Source organism: Flavobacterium sp. 2 (assembly GCF_049949195.1).
Lineage (GTDB): Bacteria > Bacteroidota > Bacteroidia > Flavobacteriales > Flavobacteriaceae > Flavobacterium.
The window spans coordinates 865148-881470 of the sequence record NZ_CP188206.1 but is presented as its reverse complement, the minus strand read 5'-3'; the positions used below and the strand labels follow the sequence as shown (position 1 = coordinate 881470).

17 protein-coding genes are annotated in these 16323 nt (G+C 31.8%); 2 read left to right on the top strand and 15 right to left on the bottom strand.

The genetic code is table 11. From position 1 onward, the window contains the following. Window positions 1-229 precede the first annotated feature (229 nt). From ACNFIH_RS03655 to ACNFIH_RS03590, 14 genes are all read right to left on the bottom strand, one after another. Complete coding sequence (locus ACNFIH_RS03655; RefSeq protein WP_426485538.1) at window positions 230-2236, bottom strand: hypothetical protein; 2007 nt, start codon at window positions 2234-2236, stop codon at window positions 230-232. Between the two features lie 475 nt (window positions 2237-2711). Beyond that, window positions 2712-3188, bottom strand: coding sequence for a hypothetical protein (locus tag ACNFIH_RS03650; protein WP_426485537.1), 477 nt, complete (start codon window positions 3186-3188; stop codon window positions 2712-2714). 78 nt (window positions 3189-3266) lie between these two features. Continuing rightward, on the bottom strand, window positions 3267-3815 hold the full coding sequence (locus tag ACNFIH_RS03645; protein WP_426485536.1) for an REP-associated tyrosine transposase: 549 nt from the start codon (window positions 3813-3815) through the stop codon (window positions 3267-3269). A gap of 420 nt (window positions 3816-4235) precedes the next feature. Next, complete coding sequence (locus tag ACNFIH_RS03640) at window positions 4236-4883, bottom strand: hypothetical protein (protein WP_426485535.1); 648 nt, start codon at window positions 4881-4883, stop codon at window positions 4236-4238. Window positions 4884-4887: 4 nt separating this feature from the next. Further along, window positions 4888-8016 carry a hypothetical protein gene (locus tag ACNFIH_RS03635; protein ID WP_426485534.1) on the bottom strand — a complete coding sequence of 1043 codons (3129 nt, stop codon included), beginning with the start codon at window positions 8014-8016 and terminating at the stop codon, window positions 4888-4890. A 2-nt stretch (window positions 8017-8018) separates the two neighbouring features. Beyond that, a complete protein-coding gene (locus ACNFIH_RS03630) occupies window positions 8019-10205 on the bottom strand; it encodes a hypothetical protein (RefSeq protein WP_426485533.1) in 2187 nt (728 codons plus the stop codon). Between the two features lie 26 nt (window positions 10206-10231). Continuing rightward, complete coding sequence (locus ACNFIH_RS03625; protein WP_426485532.1) at window positions 10232-10732, bottom strand: hypothetical protein; 501 nt, start codon at window positions 10730-10732, stop codon at window positions 10232-10234. Between the two features lie 27 nt (window positions 10733-10759). Next, entirely contained in the window at window positions 10760-11212 is a 453-nt protein-coding gene (locus tag ACNFIH_RS03620; protein ID WP_426485531.1) for a CHAP domain-containing protein, read from the bottom strand. Then, window positions 11209-11496, bottom strand: coding sequence for a hypothetical protein (locus tag ACNFIH_RS03615; RefSeq protein ID WP_426485530.1), 288 nt, complete (start codon window positions 11494-11496; stop codon window positions 11209-11211). Before ACNFIH_RS03615 ends, ACNFIH_RS03620 begins: the two co-directional genes overlap by 4 nt. A gap of 320 nt (window positions 11497-11816) precedes the next feature. Beyond that, window positions 11817-12062 (bottom strand): hypothetical protein, encoded by a 246-nt coding sequence (locus ACNFIH_RS03610; RefSeq protein ID WP_035644718.1) that lies wholly within the window; start codon window positions 12060-12062, stop codon window positions 11817-11819. A 415-nt stretch (window positions 12063-12477) separates the two neighbouring features. Then, complete coding sequence (locus ACNFIH_RS03605; RefSeq protein WP_035644716.1) at window positions 12478-12678, bottom strand: hypothetical protein; 201 nt, start codon at window positions 12676-12678, stop codon at window positions 12478-12480. A 119-nt stretch (window positions 12679-12797) separates the two neighbouring features. Continuing rightward, the gene (locus ACNFIH_RS03600) at window positions 12798-13511 is read right to left on the bottom strand and encodes a DUF3164 family protein (RefSeq protein WP_051951333.1); all 714 of its coding nucleotides are present in this window, start codon (window positions 13509-13511) and stop codon (window positions 12798-12800) included. Between the two features lie 11 nt (window positions 13512-13522). Next, a complete protein-coding gene (locus ACNFIH_RS03595; RefSeq protein ID WP_035644714.1) occupies window positions 13523-13801 on the bottom strand; it encodes a hypothetical protein in 279 nt (92 codons plus the stop codon). Beyond that, window positions 13794-13931 carry a hypothetical protein gene (locus ACNFIH_RS03590; protein ID WP_162847919.1) on the bottom strand — a complete coding sequence of 46 codons (138 nt, stop codon included), beginning with the start codon at window positions 13929-13931 and terminating at the stop codon, window positions 13794-13796. The genes ACNFIH_RS03595 and ACNFIH_RS03590 overlap by 8 nt, the downstream gene beginning before the upstream one ends. Window positions 13932-14241: 310 nt before the next feature. Here ACNFIH_RS03590 and ACNFIH_RS03585 point away from each other — a divergent pair, with 310 nt between their 5' ends. Both ACNFIH_RS03585 and ACNFIH_RS03580 read left to right on the top strand, forming a co-directional pair. Continuing rightward, entirely contained in the window at window positions 14242-14925 is a 684-nt protein-coding gene (locus tag ACNFIH_RS03585) for a S24 family peptidase (RefSeq protein ID WP_426485529.1), read from the top strand. A 115-nt stretch (window positions 14926-15040) separates the two neighbouring features. Continuing rightward, window positions 15041-15532, top strand: a complete 492-nt coding sequence (locus ACNFIH_RS03580) for a TlpA family protein disulfide reductase (protein WP_035644705.1) — start codon at window positions 15041-15043, stop codon at window positions 15530-15532. Window positions 15533-15786: 254 nt separating this feature from the next. Here ACNFIH_RS03580 and ACNFIH_RS03575 read toward each other — a convergent pair whose 3' ends face one another. After that, window positions 15787-16170, bottom strand: a complete 384-nt coding sequence (locus tag ACNFIH_RS03575) for a hypothetical protein (protein WP_426485528.1) — start codon at window positions 16168-16170, stop codon at window positions 15787-15789. Window positions 16171-16323 lie beyond the last annotated feature (153 nt).

Sequence of the window (16323 nt, the reverse complement as noted above, 5' to 3'; positions counted from 1 at the left end):
TATTTACGGGTTTATAAAATTTACAGGCTTGTATTCAGTTATTTTAAGGGGTAACCGTAATTATTTTAGGTTGATATTAAAAATGACCTAAAAAATTATTGTTTAAAAATTGTGTTAGTGGCGTCACAATAGGATTTTCATTTTACAGTTTTGTAGAATGAAGGGTAAGAGGTAAGTCTGACTTTAGAAAAGCCAATAATTGATTTTGAAAATTTATGATTTTATATATTTAAGGTTTTTGGAAGAGTGTTCGATTCCCTGTTATTTTATAAAAAGCTTTTGAAGGAAGATTTGCGTCTGCATCTGCGTCTGCATCGTTTGAATAACTTGGAGGTGTGAGGTATACAAAAGACCCATTTTCATCAAGATATACTCGGATTGTTTCAACTTGCATGTCGGTTCCTGAAACTGTTTTTTGACCTGTGTAAAATTCAACACGACTTTTTCCAGTTCCTTTTCCAGTTCCTGATTTTATTTTGAATGCACCTCCATCTAAGTTTGCAAAACCTAAAGCATCATTATTTTGAAAAAACACACTTGACCCTGACCATTTGTAGGTATAAACATTATTTTTGTTTGTACTTAAGTAACAATAAAGACTCGTTCCAAAAGGTAGATCGACTGTTGATGTATTAAATGAAAAACCATTATTAATAGAAATAGCAAATTTTGGAGCGATACCTTGATAGACATTGCAAGCATATATAGTCCCATTTTCTAAGACACAAACAGAACCTAAACTATTTGTAGAATAAACAGTACTCCAAGCGCCACTCCCATCTGTTTGTTTTAGTAGACCAACGGACCAAAAAGAAACATATACATCACCATTCGGTGCGCAAGCTACATCATTGTATCTGCCTGCTGAAGTAATCTCAGAAATAAAATTTCCACTATTATTTATTCTTTTGTATATGTATTCTGAAGAGCTTCCAACCGTATCTCCGCAAGCACATACAGCATACAAATGTCCGCTTGGATGAAATGACATTGCATAATACGCCCGATTGGTAACACCAGCTTCTAAATTAAATGTTCCTGTTGAATTAATTTGTTTGTAAAGCCCATTAGTGGTTGAAACATAAAGATCATTTGTTGCACTAATGGCAATTGAATTTATAGTGTATGATAAAGTTGCATGTACAATAAGATTTCCTGTCCCACCGGTTTGTTTATATATCGTCATATTGGAGGGAATAAAATAATCGCCATTTGGAGCAGCATAACCTTTTCGGTATACTCTTGAGGTTTGGTTTAAGTCAATAAAATTTGAAGTTAACTGGAAGTTTATTGTTCTTCCAGCTGAAACTGAAAAATCACGACCTGATGTATATGAATCAGAATCCTCAATGCCCAATGTTTTAGTGCTTTGATTTCCAAGTGTTAAATCTTTTGTAGGAGCATTAGATACTCCAATGCCAACAAAACTTCCATCATCCAAAATCCTACTATTTCCAACAACAGTAGAACCAACATATTTTGGAATTCGATTAGTTGTTCCAGCATTTATTACGCTAGTAATATCCGAAGTCATTGCAACAGTTCCGCTTTTATCAGGAAAAGTCCAGGTTCGTGAAGCCGTTGCAGCGTTTGTAATAAATGAGGTAAAAGTATTTGCAGCATTTCGTAAACCTAGCATTAAGTTCAAGAAAGTTTTAACTCCCGAAACTGTTTGAGCAGTTGTCGTATTCATGTCAGGCGTTGCTATATTTCCGCTGCCCAATAAAGAAGTTCCATTTACTGTTTTAATATTTGATCCGGAAACTAAAACCGATTGGTAAATAGTATCAAAGTATGATTTTAAATTTGCTTTTAATTGAGCAAAAGTTCCAGTTTTTGTTTTAAATGAATCTTCACTGTCTCCAGTTAAAATTAAATCGGTATCGATTAATGTTGTCGTTTTTGAAGATACATTTGGAAACAAAAAACTTTTAAACCAATCGACCACACTTTTAGCCGATGTATATTTTACAGAAGATGCTTTATTGGCTTCAATATCATCTGTTTTGTTTGATTTGTCTTCGCTTTTAGTATCAATCAGATCTTTTAAAACCTTTCCTTGTCTGGCATCTAATGCTTTTCCTTCGTCTGTATAATCCAGAGCGTTGTAATTTTCTGATTTGATATTTTTTATATCTTGAAATTCTAATTCACCATTTGCATCAGTGACTAGAATTTTGTCTTGCTGATTTTTTTCTAAATCAGCCACTTTTATTCTGTTGTGGTCTGTACTCATTTTTTAATTGATTGTTGGGTTTAAAAGGAAGAAGCGTAGTTTTAAAAAAAACAATAGGAGAGTAGGGAAAGCTATAAGTCTAACTTTCCAAATTGGATTTTTTGATAAGATTTTTGAGTTTTGTTGAAGGCTTTCTCTTGAGAGGAATTTTAGGTTTTAAAACAACTCAAAGATTTTTTGTCTTTGAGTTGTTTTTTATGTTTTTGTAAACCTATTCCAAGACAAGACAGGGAAAAATTTTACTTTTTAGTATGGGTTTTTGAAGGAATCACTTTGCGGACAAGGATTGCAAATCCGCGCTATCGTTGCTGAAATAAATCTGCGTGATCGGGTTTTGTTGATAAGATTTTTGAGTTTTGTTGAATGCCTTTCTCTTGAAAGAAATTTTAGGTTTTAAAACAACTCAAAGATTTTTTTCTTTGAGTTGTTGTTTAACTTTATGTTCACAAATAAGACGCTTGTACCAGTAGGGTATTTAAAAAGGATTTTTACCACTTTTAACTCGTTCAATACCATTATCGACTAGACTTTTTATTGTTAAATTATTTAAACGATTAATCCAGTTATCATTATTGCTATAAGGGTGGGCTTCGTAAATTACGGGATTATCACCTTCATCTAAATAAATAAACAAAAATTGACTTCCTCCATAAACATCAAAAGCATAAAATGGTCTCGAAATTGTTCTTTCGTTTTCTAGCATATCTTCTCTAACCCATTCTTGTAATTCTTGCTGTGTTTTATTTATTCCATAATCACAAACAAAACAATTAATTCCAGCGAGAAATAATAATTCTTTTAAAACTTTAGGAAATGGATTTCCATTATTGTAAAATTGTTCTAAAGATTTAATTTCTATTTCTGAAATCCCTTTAATATAACTAAAGTAACCAGAATTATTAAGTTCCAATGAAGGATTCGTTTGTAATTTCTTTAAATATTGTATATTCATAAATTTATAGATTTTCTATTGCTGTTTCTATTTCTCCCCTGCTGGCGCGAGCGTCTCGCTCGTGCACACACAGGAAAGTCAATTAATATCAATTTCTAAAACAGTTTGATCGTTATCTCCATAATTTCTAGCAGAGCTGTATTTCCAATCTACAGGATTAGTTACAAAACCAGTTTCAAGAGGGTTATTATGAATATAGTTTAACTTTTGCTCAAAAACTTTTAAAGACCAGATTTCAATAGGTTTGTTGTTTTGTTGACAAAATTGTCTGAATTTTACATTACTGTTTTTCTTTCCGGCTCTTTCAAACATCCACACCATCCATTCTTTTCTGCTTTCTTGTGGATTTTCTTCAATTGCTTTGAGCATTTTCCTAGAGGTAAAACCTTTGAAATCTCTTATCAGACCAGAAAGGTCTCCATTTTCAGATCTGAAAATTAAATGAATATGGCTCGGCATTATGCAGTAGCCATAAATCTCCATTCCTTTGTTCTTTCTGCAGTAATCTAATGATTCTACAATGCCCCCAAAATACTCTTCTCTAGTAAAAACATCTATCCAGTAAACCGTAACAAAACTTATAAAATATGCTCCAGTTTTATCTCCAAATTTGTATTTTCTGCTCATTTATTATTTTTGAGCTAATGTAAGAAATACTTTGCGTTCACGAGCGGAACGCTCGCGCCAGCAGGGTAAAAACATCTATCCAGTATACTGTAGCAAAACTTATAAAGTAAGCTCCAGTTTTATCTCCAAATTTGTATTTTCTGCTCATTTATTATTTTTGATCTAATATAAGAAAAACTTTATGTTCGCGAGCGAGACGCTCGCGCCAGCGGGGAAATTTTAGGTTTTAAAACAACTCAAAGACAAAAAATCTTTGAGTTGTTTTATTTTTTTGTAAATCTAAGCAGGACAAGAGAACTTTGCGTTCACGAGCGAGACGCTCGCGCCAGCGAGGGGGATGCTCGCGCCAGCGGAGGAGACTTCGCACAGCAATTTCGAACACTTCGTAGAGCGGGCTTCTTATCTATTAAAGCTTATAAATTATGCAATTATTGTAGTTGGCAAAATAGGTTCAAAACTATGGAAATAGGTATTGCCTAACCAATCGAAATGAATAGAATTAGTTGAAGATAAAAATTCATTTACACTTTGGTAATCATCATCATATATATAAATATCACTTACATCATTGTTTTCATTATATGATACACTCAAAAAATGAGATTCATATTCATTCCTTTTATAAAAATTCAGATCTCCATAAAAAAACTTTCTTCTATTTTTCAATTGATTTGTTTCTACATCAATTGTACATGAAGCAATCAATAATTTTTCATTGTTAAAAACCTGTAGTCCTTTAACATCAAGTTCTCCATTTTTGTATAAAAGATATTCCCAATAAACATCACCATAATTGTTTGTTTGTTTATTGTAACAAAATGTCCAATAAGGAGCTGTAGTTGAGTATTGATTTATTATTAGTTGTAAATCTTCATCTGGAGATAAATAATATTCGCCTCCTTTTAAAACAACGTTTTTATTTGACCTTCCTTGGGGACCATACTTTTCAACTAATTTTAGTTCATTACCATTAATGAAAAATTCTTTATTGTAGAATTGTAAGAAAGAAACTTGTTGATCTGTAATATAATTGCCACTATCATTTGTGTATTTTATAACTGTACTCATAATCTTAGTATTTAAAATTTAAAAAAGGTTCTAAATCATAAGGTCCACCTTCCTTTATTATTGCGAAATCAATTTCATGTGCGTCAAAGTTAATATCATTAACTATAGATTTACGTAATTCATTAATAAAATCTTCTCCTAAAAGATCCTTAATTCCATCTAACTTTATAAAACCCTTTTGTGACACTTTTGTAAAATTGAAAGAACTATTTTTTCTGGCTTTCGCATACGCTTGAGCTATATGTGTAAAAATTACGAAATCATCTGGTTTTAATCTCAATGCAAATTCAAAATCTCCTGGATTGTCAAGTGGAAAATCATTAGGATTTAGATGCTCTAATATTTCACCACTTTTATATTTTCTTAAAACTGATCCTTGTACAATTAACTCAACTCTATTTGAGAAATTATAGTTTATCCAGTATTTATCTATAAGTTGAATATACTTTGGATCATTTTTTAGTGTATAAATTGCACTCCCTAAAATGTCTTCATCCCAAAATTGAAATTCACGATTAAAATATGCTCGAGTTTTTTCGCAAAAGACTTGAAATATTTTGTCTGTTCTATTAAAACCTGAAGGATATCCTCTTTTAAGTACTTCATCATAAAAAAATGTAATATGTCTTATCATTTTATCTTTGCTTATCAGTTTGCCTGTCTTTGAACCAATAAATAAAAAGTGAGAAGATAGCTTTTCAAATGCTGGTCCAAAAACTTCAGCTTTTGTGTTTAAATGCGCAACTATTTCTAGCATATCTGCAACACTGTAATGATTTTTAGTAAACTGTAGCTTGCCTGTTAAATCTTCAGCTTTTTTGAAAAGCCCAGTCTTTGCATTAATTAATAAATCTCTTACTCTATCAACTATAGCATTTAAACTTTGAAATTGAGATGCTGAATCTGCAAATTGTAAAATAGTATGGGCTGTTTCTTTTGCAGCATCAGTACCTCCTAAAGCCTGTGATAAGTTATCAATAGTGTTTGGGTTAGATCCATTACTGTTTGCAATTTCAGCTAATTTTCTAGCTTGTCTTTTAGCTGCTAAGGACGTTATGCCATCTCCAGCATTAACAGTTAAACAAGCTAATTGTAATAAATTTAAAAAGATTTTGACTCCGTTACAAAACTTATCATTTTCATCGCATTCTATAAAGTTTCCTAAAAAGCTTAAAACACCGGAAGAAAATTCGACCCCTCCAACTATAATTCTTATACCATCAATACTATAAAATGCAACTTCAGCACCTGATAAACCAGTAGAAGCCCATTTTAAATGTTTTAATTTAGTCAAATTACCAAATCCAGCAAATGTGGTTACGACGTCGACGATGTAACCTACCATAATTTCTGTATTACTTCTAGAAGAATCTTGATCTAAAAAAGCTAGCACAAATATTGGAATTAAAGAATTTATTTTTTGTCCATTTAGATTAATGTTTTCTCCATTTTCAAAAGAAAGAGCAGAACGAGATTCTATGTTTGTGTTTAATAATGTTACTGGTTGATAAATGTCATATGTCCCATACAATTGATCGATAACTTGAAGATTATGAAGTGTAATGTAATCGTCTGGATCAGGAGTAACAGTATCTAAAGTTGTAACAACAGGTTTTAATTGCTGATAAACTTCTATTTTCGATTTTTTAAATTTAAAGGTAAAGTCATCCCAAAATATATTTAGAAACTTTTGAGTACTATATGGTATTACTATAGGGGCAGCATCTGGACGTGTTAGTTTGAAATCTATTATAGCATTAAAAGTAGTTCCATCATATGTGAAGGTTTTATATTTAGGATCAAAAGCTATGTAGTTAGTATAATTATAGGTATAATTATTCGTATTAACATTACTAGTTATTCTTGCGAGATCTGATGATGACCTTAATGCTATCGTATTTTGTTTGTATGAACCATCTAACTCATATGGATTATATTTACTCAAATACCATAAAGTATAAATTATTTGTACAAATTGTTGTTTTGTTTTTGTTGGTTTGAAATCTGTATCAAACACTTTATTTATAATAGATATAATTCCTTCAGTTATTATAAAACTAGTACTCATGCTTTCATACAAGCATTGATATAAAACTTTGTTTTCGTTTGAATCAGGAATTTCTGTTGTTAATTGTTCTAAGAATAAATTTATAGATTGGTTATCAGTATCATTAAATGATGATATTATTTTGAGGACTAAATTTTCATAGATTTCTTGTTCATCTGTTTTTTTTAATTTTTTAATGTAAATTTTACTTAATAACTCTATTTTATTTTTTGGTGTAAAAATTGAAAGCGCCTTTTCTGACAAACCAATTGCAAGAATAAAAAGTTTTTCTTCTTTGTTTGTAGTCAGTAATTTATATTTATTATCATATGCAATTTTGTAAAAAGATCTAATCCTTTCCAAATAATCATTTAATACATTTTCTTCTGAAATTGTAAAAATTTTACCTTCCCAAAAATTAATTTGTGAATTTTTTAGTTCTTCAAATGAAACATCATTGAATAGTGGAAAAATTAAGTTTAATATATTGTGTATGTTAATAGATATTCTTGCAATAATTTTAGCTTTTTTGAATTGGAGTGACGTATCATTAGTATCTATTGCATTATATATGTTTGCAAAATAAAATTTTCTTGCGTGTTCAGATAAGTTTAGATTTTCAGGTACTATATCATTCGAATTTTCAGGCTCGATCAAATCTCCATTGGCTTGAAAATAATTTTCATTTTTTCGATAATTTAATTCGTATATATTTCTTGTTTTAAGGTTTTTAACATCATTATATGGAGCAATAAAATTGAATTTTTTTACTTGAATCTTGTCATTTTCAGTTGCATTAATAAAATTTCTATCAAAATATGAAATAACTAAAGCTGAAAAATTGGCTTGAGAATTTTCATTTTTAAAATTTAAATATAAATTTTCATTGTAATAACCTTCAGAAAGAGCTTTTATGTTATCTAATCCTAAATCAGTTAATTTAATTTCTTCACAATAAATATAGTTTTCACCATTATTTGATAAAAAACCAATAACTCTTCCATCCATTGAAAATTTCGGATCTGTGAAATTTTTGATTTTCACGATCCTATTTTCTTTTAATAAAACTACGGCTTTGTCTTGCATATTTATTCAATTAATTTAATTTCTAAAGAATTTGCACTTCTATATTCTTTAACATAATCACTATAACTCTTACTAAAATGGTAATTGCGATCAAGTGAATAAGCAAAAACATCATTTTCTGGCTCAAATAATTTTGTTTTGCCATCTATGTTTTCTGCTACAATCGCAACTTTATACTTCTGGTATGTAATATTTTCAGGAGAAATTAATTCATTTTCATCTTCAAATAGATCAATCAAAAACAAACGAGGATTTTTTGTTTCATTTGTGATCAAAGCCTTAATAGAATCATTTTCCTCTTTAGTCAATCCCAAAATAATTTTATTAGGAGTAGAGCCATCCAAAGTTTTAAGTTCCAATCCAGTAATAGTTTCAGTACTGTCCGTAAACATCTTTAAATTGTAATAGTAAGGATCAGGTAATTGGTATGTTTTGCTATTGCCAACTACGCCACTTGCTGAAGCAGATGTATTAGTTGTTGACGTTGTGCTTCCGGTGGCAGAAACAGCATTGTTCATAACATCAACAGCTTCTGTTAGGTAAGTAACACGGGCAACAGTTGGTGTTTCTTCAATTCCGGTTTCAATAATATCGTTTACTGAAAGCATTTGTACAATTGAAATTCCTTGCTGTTTTTTATCGTAAAACTCATTGATAAGGTTCAATTTTTCAGAAGTCATTCTGGAGTAACTGTTATCACTGCCTAAATTCAATAATGGGCTGGCTTTTATTAAATTAAAAACATTGTCAAAAAAGTTAGCTTGTCTGGATACAATAACCAAATCCCCGTTTTCATCGAATGTTGTTCCAGCCGTGTACATATTGACTTTTCCTTGGTAAATCAAAAGACTCAATGCAGCAATATTTTCGCCCGCCACAGCTGGAGTTGTCAATTGCACTGTTGAGGTCAACGTACTGTAATTTCCTTCTTCATCAAGAGGTAATCGCAAACCATCGGCATTAATAAAATTGTCTTTTTGGGCATTGGCAACTTTGGCAAGCTGTCCGTAAAAAGCGGTGTTGTTATTGTTGTCTGTTGGGAATTGTAAGTACAAGTTATTTGTGACAACAGTATTAGCTTGGTTTTGTGTATTAATTAAAACTGGCCATCCAGAAGTGCCATACGTTACAGCTGTCATAGGAACTTCATTTGTTGCCGTATCTTTCAACAATCCAGTTTTTAGGTTTTCAGCGCCTTCACCAATTTTATAGTTTCCGTAAAAGTCATAACTGCGGCTACGGTCACTTTGAATGTAGATGTACCAATTGTTTTTGGTCCAAAAATTAGTTAGAAGATCACTGAAAATTGCAGTTCCTTTTTTCTCAGTTTTCACACCGGAAGCAGTTGCTGTAACAACTCCATTTTCAACATGCAAGCCATAAAAAGCCGCAATATCAATAAATTGGGTACTTTGCTCACGCTGCAATTTCTTAATGAAATCAGTTTCACCATTTACATTAATTTCAGCAAAAGGTTTGCGGGCATATTCTAAATCAAAAGCAAACTCAGTATTGTCAAAATCATGTTTGTAATCGCCGTAATTTAGAACGACATCAATTCCGCATTCGCCTTGAGCAAAATTTCCTAATAATTCTCCAATATCAATTAGAGGAAGTTCGAAAGGATGCTGTTCTTCTTCAGTATTATCTTTCGTTTCAAACTTCGATTCTTTAAAAAAGAAATCAGATAACGGAGTTGATAATAATAGAGCAAGATCATTTGGATCGGGATTGGTTACAGGTTTTTCATAAGCTATAAATTCGGCTTTAAAAGGAATATCAACAGGAGTTCCATCAGCTTGTTTTTGCCCTTCATAGAATGCTTTAAAATCGTCGTTTATCTTGTTAATAAAATCAGAAGTTGCACTACTTTTTGGGATAACTAAAGGATATTCATCATTGGTGAAAAAATCACTTTTCTGTAAACCTCTGTAAACAAAATATTTGATATTCAATCCAGGAAACGGCTGATTGTAAGGACGAAGAATTAGATTCACTTTATCCGGATTACCGGTTTGAGGCTGAACCAAAACAACTCCTTTGCAAATAGAATAGGCCTTTTTGGGAGCGCCTAAAGAAAATCTGGAAGTCAGGTTGAAAACAGTTTCAGATTGAGGCCCAAAACCTTGGACTGACAACTGCGCGGGAAAACCTCCCGACTCTATAAAAAAATGGGATTTTGCAGACATATTTTAAGTATTATTAATAAAAGTTTTTATTTAAACCAGAGCGGTTTATAGATTTTGTAAACGAATCTTCCAATCAAAAAAAGTAGCACAAGAAGTAGCAATCTTCCGAGCCAAATCTGCACTTTTTGCCAAAAAGTGAGATAGTTGACAAACTTGGTAATCGTAATAGTTTTCTCTTGGACATCTTTAATCTGTTTCGATTTCCAATGCGCGTAGAGTTCCTGTTCTTTTAGGTTGCAGTCGACTTGGAGTTTATTGTTATCAAGTCGAACCTTTGGGCTTTTTAATGTACGCCCTGGTTCGGCCTGAATAACATTTTTAAGGATTACTTTTCCGTTAAGGCATTCTAATAACGCATGGTAGGAACTGCTGTCTTTTGCGATTTTAAAGATGGTATCGTGTAATGTTTCGGTAATGGTAATAGTCTGGGTTTTGTTTTCATTTTGTACCGGTTTCGGACTTCGGCATGAAATCATGATCAGAATAATGAAAAGAGAAAAAACAAGACATTTTAGTTTTTTAGTCATAATTAAATTGGTTTATAAGTTTTTGTTTTACAGTCGTAAAAAGCTTTTCACGCTTTTTATATCACGTTTTCTTCTGGCTACTTTATAGCCTTCGCGTCCGCCAGAATCATTGGTATTCCCTTCAATAGTATAAATCGTGTTTCCAGCAATTTTCTCCACAAATCCGGCGTGACCTGTACCGTTATTAAAGTCTAGAATGAAGACGTCTCCAGGTTGAGGTGTTTTTTTTACCAAAAGAGGTCTTGAATTGTATTGGTCCAAAACACCGCCGGTTTTCTTTAAAGGATTTTTAGCATTCATTTGCTGTGAAGCATTCTGCGTGCACCAGTAAACAAAAGCCATGCACCAGGCATATCCTTTTCCAAGTCCGACGCTTCTTAAATAAATTTCAACTTCAGGACCTGAGTTGCTGTTTCTTGGCATTTCTTCGACACCAATTTGTGCCGTTGCGATTTCGATCGTTTTTTGCGCTAGTGTCATGAGCTTTTTCCGTTTAATTGTTTGAATTTTTGTAGTTCGTCAACCAATTGCTGGTTGATCAGCATGAGTTCTTTATGCTGTATTTCCATTTTTTTGATCGTTTCTGTAGCTGCTGTAAGTCGTGCTGTAATGTCGTCCAGAAGATCACGGTAATATTTTACAGCGCTTACGGCATTGTCAAGTTCGGCTGCGCGATCTTCTGCCAGTGATTTTCGCATTGAGAAAAGCCAGGTAATAAAAGCGGCAAAGAATGCGGTGAGAGTGGGGTATAAAAACTGCTCCATTGAATGTGTTTGAAATTGAATGTTAGGTTTAAAATTGTTTTTGAAAAGACAACCTGAATGTTGTTTTTTGAAGGAAGCAAAACCAGATTTTTTTTCCGGTTTTAAGGTGTGGTTGTTTCCTTTTGAGATTGCAAAGATTGGGTGAAAAAAGCCCTGAAAAAAATGAATGCAAGGTCTGCGAACATTTGTATTCTAGGGCTTTACAGAGTTGTAAGGAAAGCGAACAGAAGTCGTTTTGGATGAAGTAAATGCTTCATCTTTGCATCACAAAAAGGATGTTTTTGAAGATTTAAAAAGAATGATTTTTTCTTTTATATGAATTAAGAAGGCCTTTGCTGATTGCTCATAAGTTCTTCGATTTTTTTTAGTTCAGAAGTGATAGGTGTACAGAGAATTTCATACAAAGTAGTTCTGGAAATCGGGTAAACCGGATAGACGTATTTACGCCACACAACAGTAGTCGGAATGTCTTCCGTTTTGTGTTTTTGATACAGTTCTTTAATGAGTTTGTAACGCATTAATTTATTTTTTTGAATTCCGAGACTTCTGTTTGAAGATATAGGCATGAGAGATAATATTTTGAGTGATAGAAAAAGTTTTAAAAGAAGAACGAAGTTTTAAGAAGATTTATTCAGGGATAAAATCCTGTAATGACATACTATTTAAGACAGCCAAAACCATTTAATCATTTTAAATAAAAGGTTTTACTCCTTAATGCCATTTTTATATTGAACCTCGTTCTGAGGTTGTAATTGTTAAAGATTTTATTTAACAATTTAGGTCAGCAAACTCCGCATGACAATCCTGTTTTCAAAACCTTTTAAGGTTTGGATTCCAATAGAAAGAATGCGTTTTGGCTGTTATTTTATTAGGGCAGAAATCGCCCGTTTTGCCGGTTCCTGGTTCTCTTCAGAAAGAAGAAGAAGCAGGAACCATTTTTTTTACTTGTATTTCTTCTAGGCTACAAGTTAGAAGGTCTTTTTAGCCTTTATAAGTGGCTGTTGTATGTTTTTTGAATCTCGGATTTTTAATGACAATACTTTCGTACTGATTAAAAGCAAGCCGTTCTTTCTTAGATAAATCATTGCTGCAATTCCAGTTTCCGAGTCCGTCTTTAAAGATAATATGTTCGTTTACTTTGTAGCTTTCATGATCTGTAATTGGCTTTATTTTTACGCTCATTTAGGTATTGTTTAAAAGTTGTTTTTAATTTGAAATAAAACCATTCTCTAAATAAAAATATTGGTTTCAAGTTAGTTGCAATCAATAGAAAAGCTAAAAGCAACGATAAATGAATGGTACTAAGCTGCATGATTTTGTTTGTTTTGTTGGTTAAAGAAATTAAAAGCATATCCTTGTAAAAAATCAACAGAAGATATCGACAACGGAATATTGGTTCTTACGCCATTTTCATCAATTCTACACGCCTCAATAAACCAGCTCGAACGTACAGGTTTAAACGAAGATGCAATAATTTCAACACCATCTGTAAATTCTTCATTGTTGAATTCTTTTGTCAGTTTTTGAAGTTCTAAAACTCTGGAACCTTTTAAATTTCCTTTTGCATCCTTTTTTAAGAGATTGAAAACAATTTTAACTAACGAAGCCGTCTCCTTGCTTGTAGAAAGTGATGAAATGTAATTTTGTACTTTTTCAATTCCAATTGTTACGGTATCGTCCCAGCCTTCATTAATACGATATCCAATTGTAATTTCTTCCTTGTCATTTGAAAATGTATGCGACATTTGTTTTTCTTTAAAACCATAAACTTGATTTTTTAAATCCAAAATGGTTTCAAATAACTGAAAAGTTTCAGTTTTGGCATTTCTCATCATTTCAGATGTTTCGTGTAGTCTCGAAAGCGCTTTCGGAATCGTTTCGGCTACTAATTTTTTGTAAGCATCTCTTTCTTCCAATTTTTTGCTTTCAATTTTATTTAAAGCTTCTTTTAATTGTTGAGCAGAAAATTGAGATAAGTCCATAGCTTTGAAATTGTTTGCTGTTGAAGTATTCATAATGTTGTTTTTTAAGCGATTAATAAAATTTCTTCTTTAAATGGATCTCCGTAATACGGTTTAAAATTATTTTGAAACGCGAGTTTCGTAACTTCTTTCAATTTGTTTTCAATACTTGTAGAAACGGGGCGGGGAGAAGCAGTTTCATCATCCAGAATGTGCATCCACTGAAAACGTTCTTGGTTAATGCAGATTCTTTCTCCGGCAGTAAAAGTTTTTCTTTTTTCAGAACAATATTGAAGGGCCAGATATAATGTTGCAATACGTTCTTCGATTTGTGTGTTACTCATGATTTTTTTCTAATTGATTTTTTAATTTTTTGATATCAGATTCGATTAAACTTCTTTCGGAACTGTTTGGATTTTCAATCAGCCAATTCTCTAATTCCTGAATTTTTTCTTTGATTTGATTTTTTTTCATTTCGATTTACATTAAAAGGTTTAGTGGTATTTCCCGTTTTTTATGTCTTTTATAAATATTGTTTTTTGGATTCGTAGTATTTACCATCTTTTTTGTGTTTTAGGGTAGTATTTTTCATTTTATGCTTTTAATCAGTTTGTTATTTGGTAATCAGTTAATTGTAATGGTTTTAAAATTGTTTGATTTTATCTTTATCCAATATTTTATGGCTTAACCCCTTGTTTTTCAATTTTATTTTTCTTTACTTTGCAAATATAATGTAAAATAATACATTAAAACAAATTTTTAACGTAAAATAATACATCTTTTTATGGGGTCAACTGAAAGAGTGCGTGAATATCTTGATTATAAAGGGATTACTAAGTATAAGTTTTGTAATGATTTGGGTTTTTCTAATAAGTTTTTAGATAATAGTAGTAATATGGGAACGGACAAAGCGTGTAAAATATTACACTACTATCCAGATCTAAATTCAGAGTGGCTATTAACAGGAAATGGGCCAATGATTAAGGAAGAAAATACCAGTATTGTAATTATGAATAATGATAGAAAAACTGCCGATTCACTGCATGCTACTCAGGAAATCCCGTTGTATGATTTGGAAGCAGTTGCAGGTTTAAGAGAGTTGTTTAGTAGTGGTGAGCCACAAAGAATTCTGGACACGATAAAAATTCCGAATCTTCCAAAATGTGATGGAGCAATTTCTGTAACAGGAGATAGTATGTATCCGCTATTAAAATCTGGAGATATTATTTTGTATAAAGAAACAGAATTTGAAAATATCTTTTTTGGCGAAATGTATCTTCTAAGCGTAAAACTGAACGATTGGGAAGAGTATATTACAGTAAAATATGTTCAGAAATCGGATCAAGGTCAGGAATATGTGAAATTGGTAAGTCAGAATTCACATCACCAACCAAAAGATATTCATGTCTCTAAGATTTCTGCCTTGGCGCTTATAAAAGCAAGTATTCGTATTAATACGATGATGTAAGAATGATTAAAATAAAAATATAAAGTACTTTGTGAAATGCGGTAAGTTTCATGAAAGAAATTTATATTTGTTACAGACAAACAGCCCCAAAAAAAACAAATAAACTTAATCAATTATGAAAAAAACTTTACTAGTTCTAGGATTCTTATGTTGTGTAATAACCAGTTCAAAAGCACAGGTTGTAGGTGTTGATGTTGGCGATATTGCTCCAGAAATTGAACTTCCAGATACAAAAGGAAATGTCGTTTCGCTTTCCTCATTTAGAGGGGCTTTAGTTTTAGTTGATTTTTGGGCTTCTTGGTGCGGACCTTGCATCAAAGAGCAACCAGCCTTATTAAAACTGCATAACGCTTATCCAGAGAAATTATTTATTTATGGTGTTTCTATGGACACAAAAAAGCCATTATGGACAGGCGCAATTGCAAAAGGTAAATTGCCTTGGACAAACGTAAGCGACTTAAAATACTGGAGTTCACCAGTTGTAAGTGCTTATATGCTTCAATCTGTACCGTTGAATTTTTTAATTGATAAAAACGGAATTATTTTAGCTAAAAACATTCACGGAAAAGCTTTAGAGGATATGGTTAACGGTTTATTGACTAAATAATTTTGTTTCAAGTTTCAAGTTTCAGGTTTCAAGTTTCAGGTTTCAAGTTTCAGGTTTCAGGTTTCAGGTTTCAAGTTTCAGGTTTCAGGTTTCAAGTTGTGCCTAAAATATGGTAAAATTTGCGTTCATTGCGTTCCCGATAATTATCGGGATTGCGCTCTTTGCGGTTAAATTATGCACAAAGCATATCAACTTGAAACTTTAAACCTGAAACCTGAAACAAAAAAAAAGTCCCTCATTAGGGACTTTTTTAATTATTCGTTTTCTGTATTTGCCTTTTTGACGCCTCCAAAACTCGTTTTCATCATTTCTCTAATTTGAAACTGTGATTTGTTTCGCGTAACATTTTTCCATTCCTCAAAATCATAAATATGAATTTTATCGGCATACGGATTGGTTACAAAAAAGAGCCTTGATATAGAGAATTTATAATATTTCAGTTCATGCGAAATGTGGCGGTCGGGTACGACAATCAGAATCGTTTCCCAGTCCAGAAAATTCTTAGGAACATCTTCTCTTTCAGTTAATCCAAGAGATTCAAAAAAGGCAAGAATCTTTTGGTCATTATTCCTATCGATCTTTTCATCGATACGTTTTATGACGCTCAGAAGCTTTTTTTCATCTTTAATAACACTCATAGTAATCTTTGTTTTTTTTATTTTAGTATAAAATTACACCAAAAGAAAATTATTTCAGAATGTATAGCCAATAGAATGATTCTAAATTTTAGTAGCCATTTTTTATGGGGTCTAACAGGATAATTCTTTATGATTTTGATAAAATACTATTGA

Excerpts from the sequence above, each read along its gene's own strand:
- ACNFIH_RS03610 (WP_035644718.1), bottom strand. The coding sequence starts at position 12,062 with ATGCCTATATCTTCAAACAGAAGTCTCGGAATTCAAAAAAATAAATTA.
- ACNFIH_RS03615 (WP_426485530.1), bottom strand. The coding sequence starts at position 11,496 with ATGGAGCAGTTTTTATACCCCACTCTCACCGCATTCTTTGCCGCTTTT.
- ACNFIH_RS03595 (WP_035644714.1), bottom strand. The coding sequence starts at position 13,801 with ATGAGTAACACACAAATCGAAGAACGTATTGCAACATTATATCTGGCC.
- ACNFIH_RS03625 (WP_426485532.1), bottom strand. The coding sequence starts at position 10,732 with ATGACTAAAAAACTAAAATGTCTTGTTTTTTCTCTTTTCATTATTCTG.
- ACNFIH_RS03575 (WP_426485528.1), bottom strand. The coding sequence starts at position 16,170 with ATGAGTGTTATTAAAGATGAAAAAAAGCTTCTGAGCGTCATAAAACGT.
- ACNFIH_RS03605 (WP_035644716.1), bottom strand. The coding sequence starts at position 12,678 with ATGAGCGTAAAAATAAAGCCAATTACAGATCATGAAAGCTACAAAGTA.
- ACNFIH_RS03640 (WP_426485535.1), bottom strand. The coding sequence starts at position 4,883 with ATGAGTACAGTTATAAAATACACAAATGATAGTGGCAATTATATTACA.
- ACNFIH_RS03580 (WP_035644705.1), top strand. The coding sequence starts at position 15,041 with ATGAAAAAAACTTTACTAGTTCTAGGATTCTTATGTTGTGTAATAACC.
- ACNFIH_RS03585 (WP_426485529.1), top strand. The coding sequence starts at position 14,242 with ATGGGGTCAACTGAAAGAGTGCGTGAATATCTTGATTATAAAGGGATT.
- ACNFIH_RS03635 (WP_426485534.1), bottom strand. The coding sequence starts at position 8,016 with ATGCAAGACAAAGCCGTAGTTTTATTAAAAGAAAATAGGATCGTGAAA.
- ACNFIH_RS03645 (WP_426485536.1), bottom strand. The coding sequence starts at position 3,815 with ATGAGCAGAAAATACAAATTTGGAGATAAAACTGGAGCATATTTTATA.
- ACNFIH_RS03620 (WP_426485531.1), bottom strand. The coding sequence starts at position 11,212 with ATGACACTAGCGCAAAAAACGATCGAAATCGCAACGGCACAAATTGGT.
- ACNFIH_RS03655 (WP_426485538.1), bottom strand. The coding sequence starts at position 2,236 with ATGAGTACAGACCACAACAGAATAAAAGTGGCTGATTTAGAAAAAAAT.
- ACNFIH_RS03630 (WP_426485533.1), bottom strand. The coding sequence starts at position 10,205 with ATGTCTGCAAAATCCCATTTTTTTATAGAGTCGGGAGGTTTTCCCGCG.
- ACNFIH_RS03600 (WP_051951333.1), bottom strand. The coding sequence starts at position 13,511 with ATGAATACTTCAACAGCAAACAATTTCAAAGCTATGGACTTATCTCAA.
- ACNFIH_RS03650 (WP_426485537.1), bottom strand. The coding sequence starts at position 3,188 with ATGAATATACAATATTTAAAGAAATTACAAACGAATCCTTCATTGGAA.
- ACNFIH_RS03590 (WP_162847919.1), bottom strand. The coding sequence starts at position 13,931 with ATGAAAAAAAATCAAATCAAAGAAAAAATTCAGGAATTAGAGAATTGG.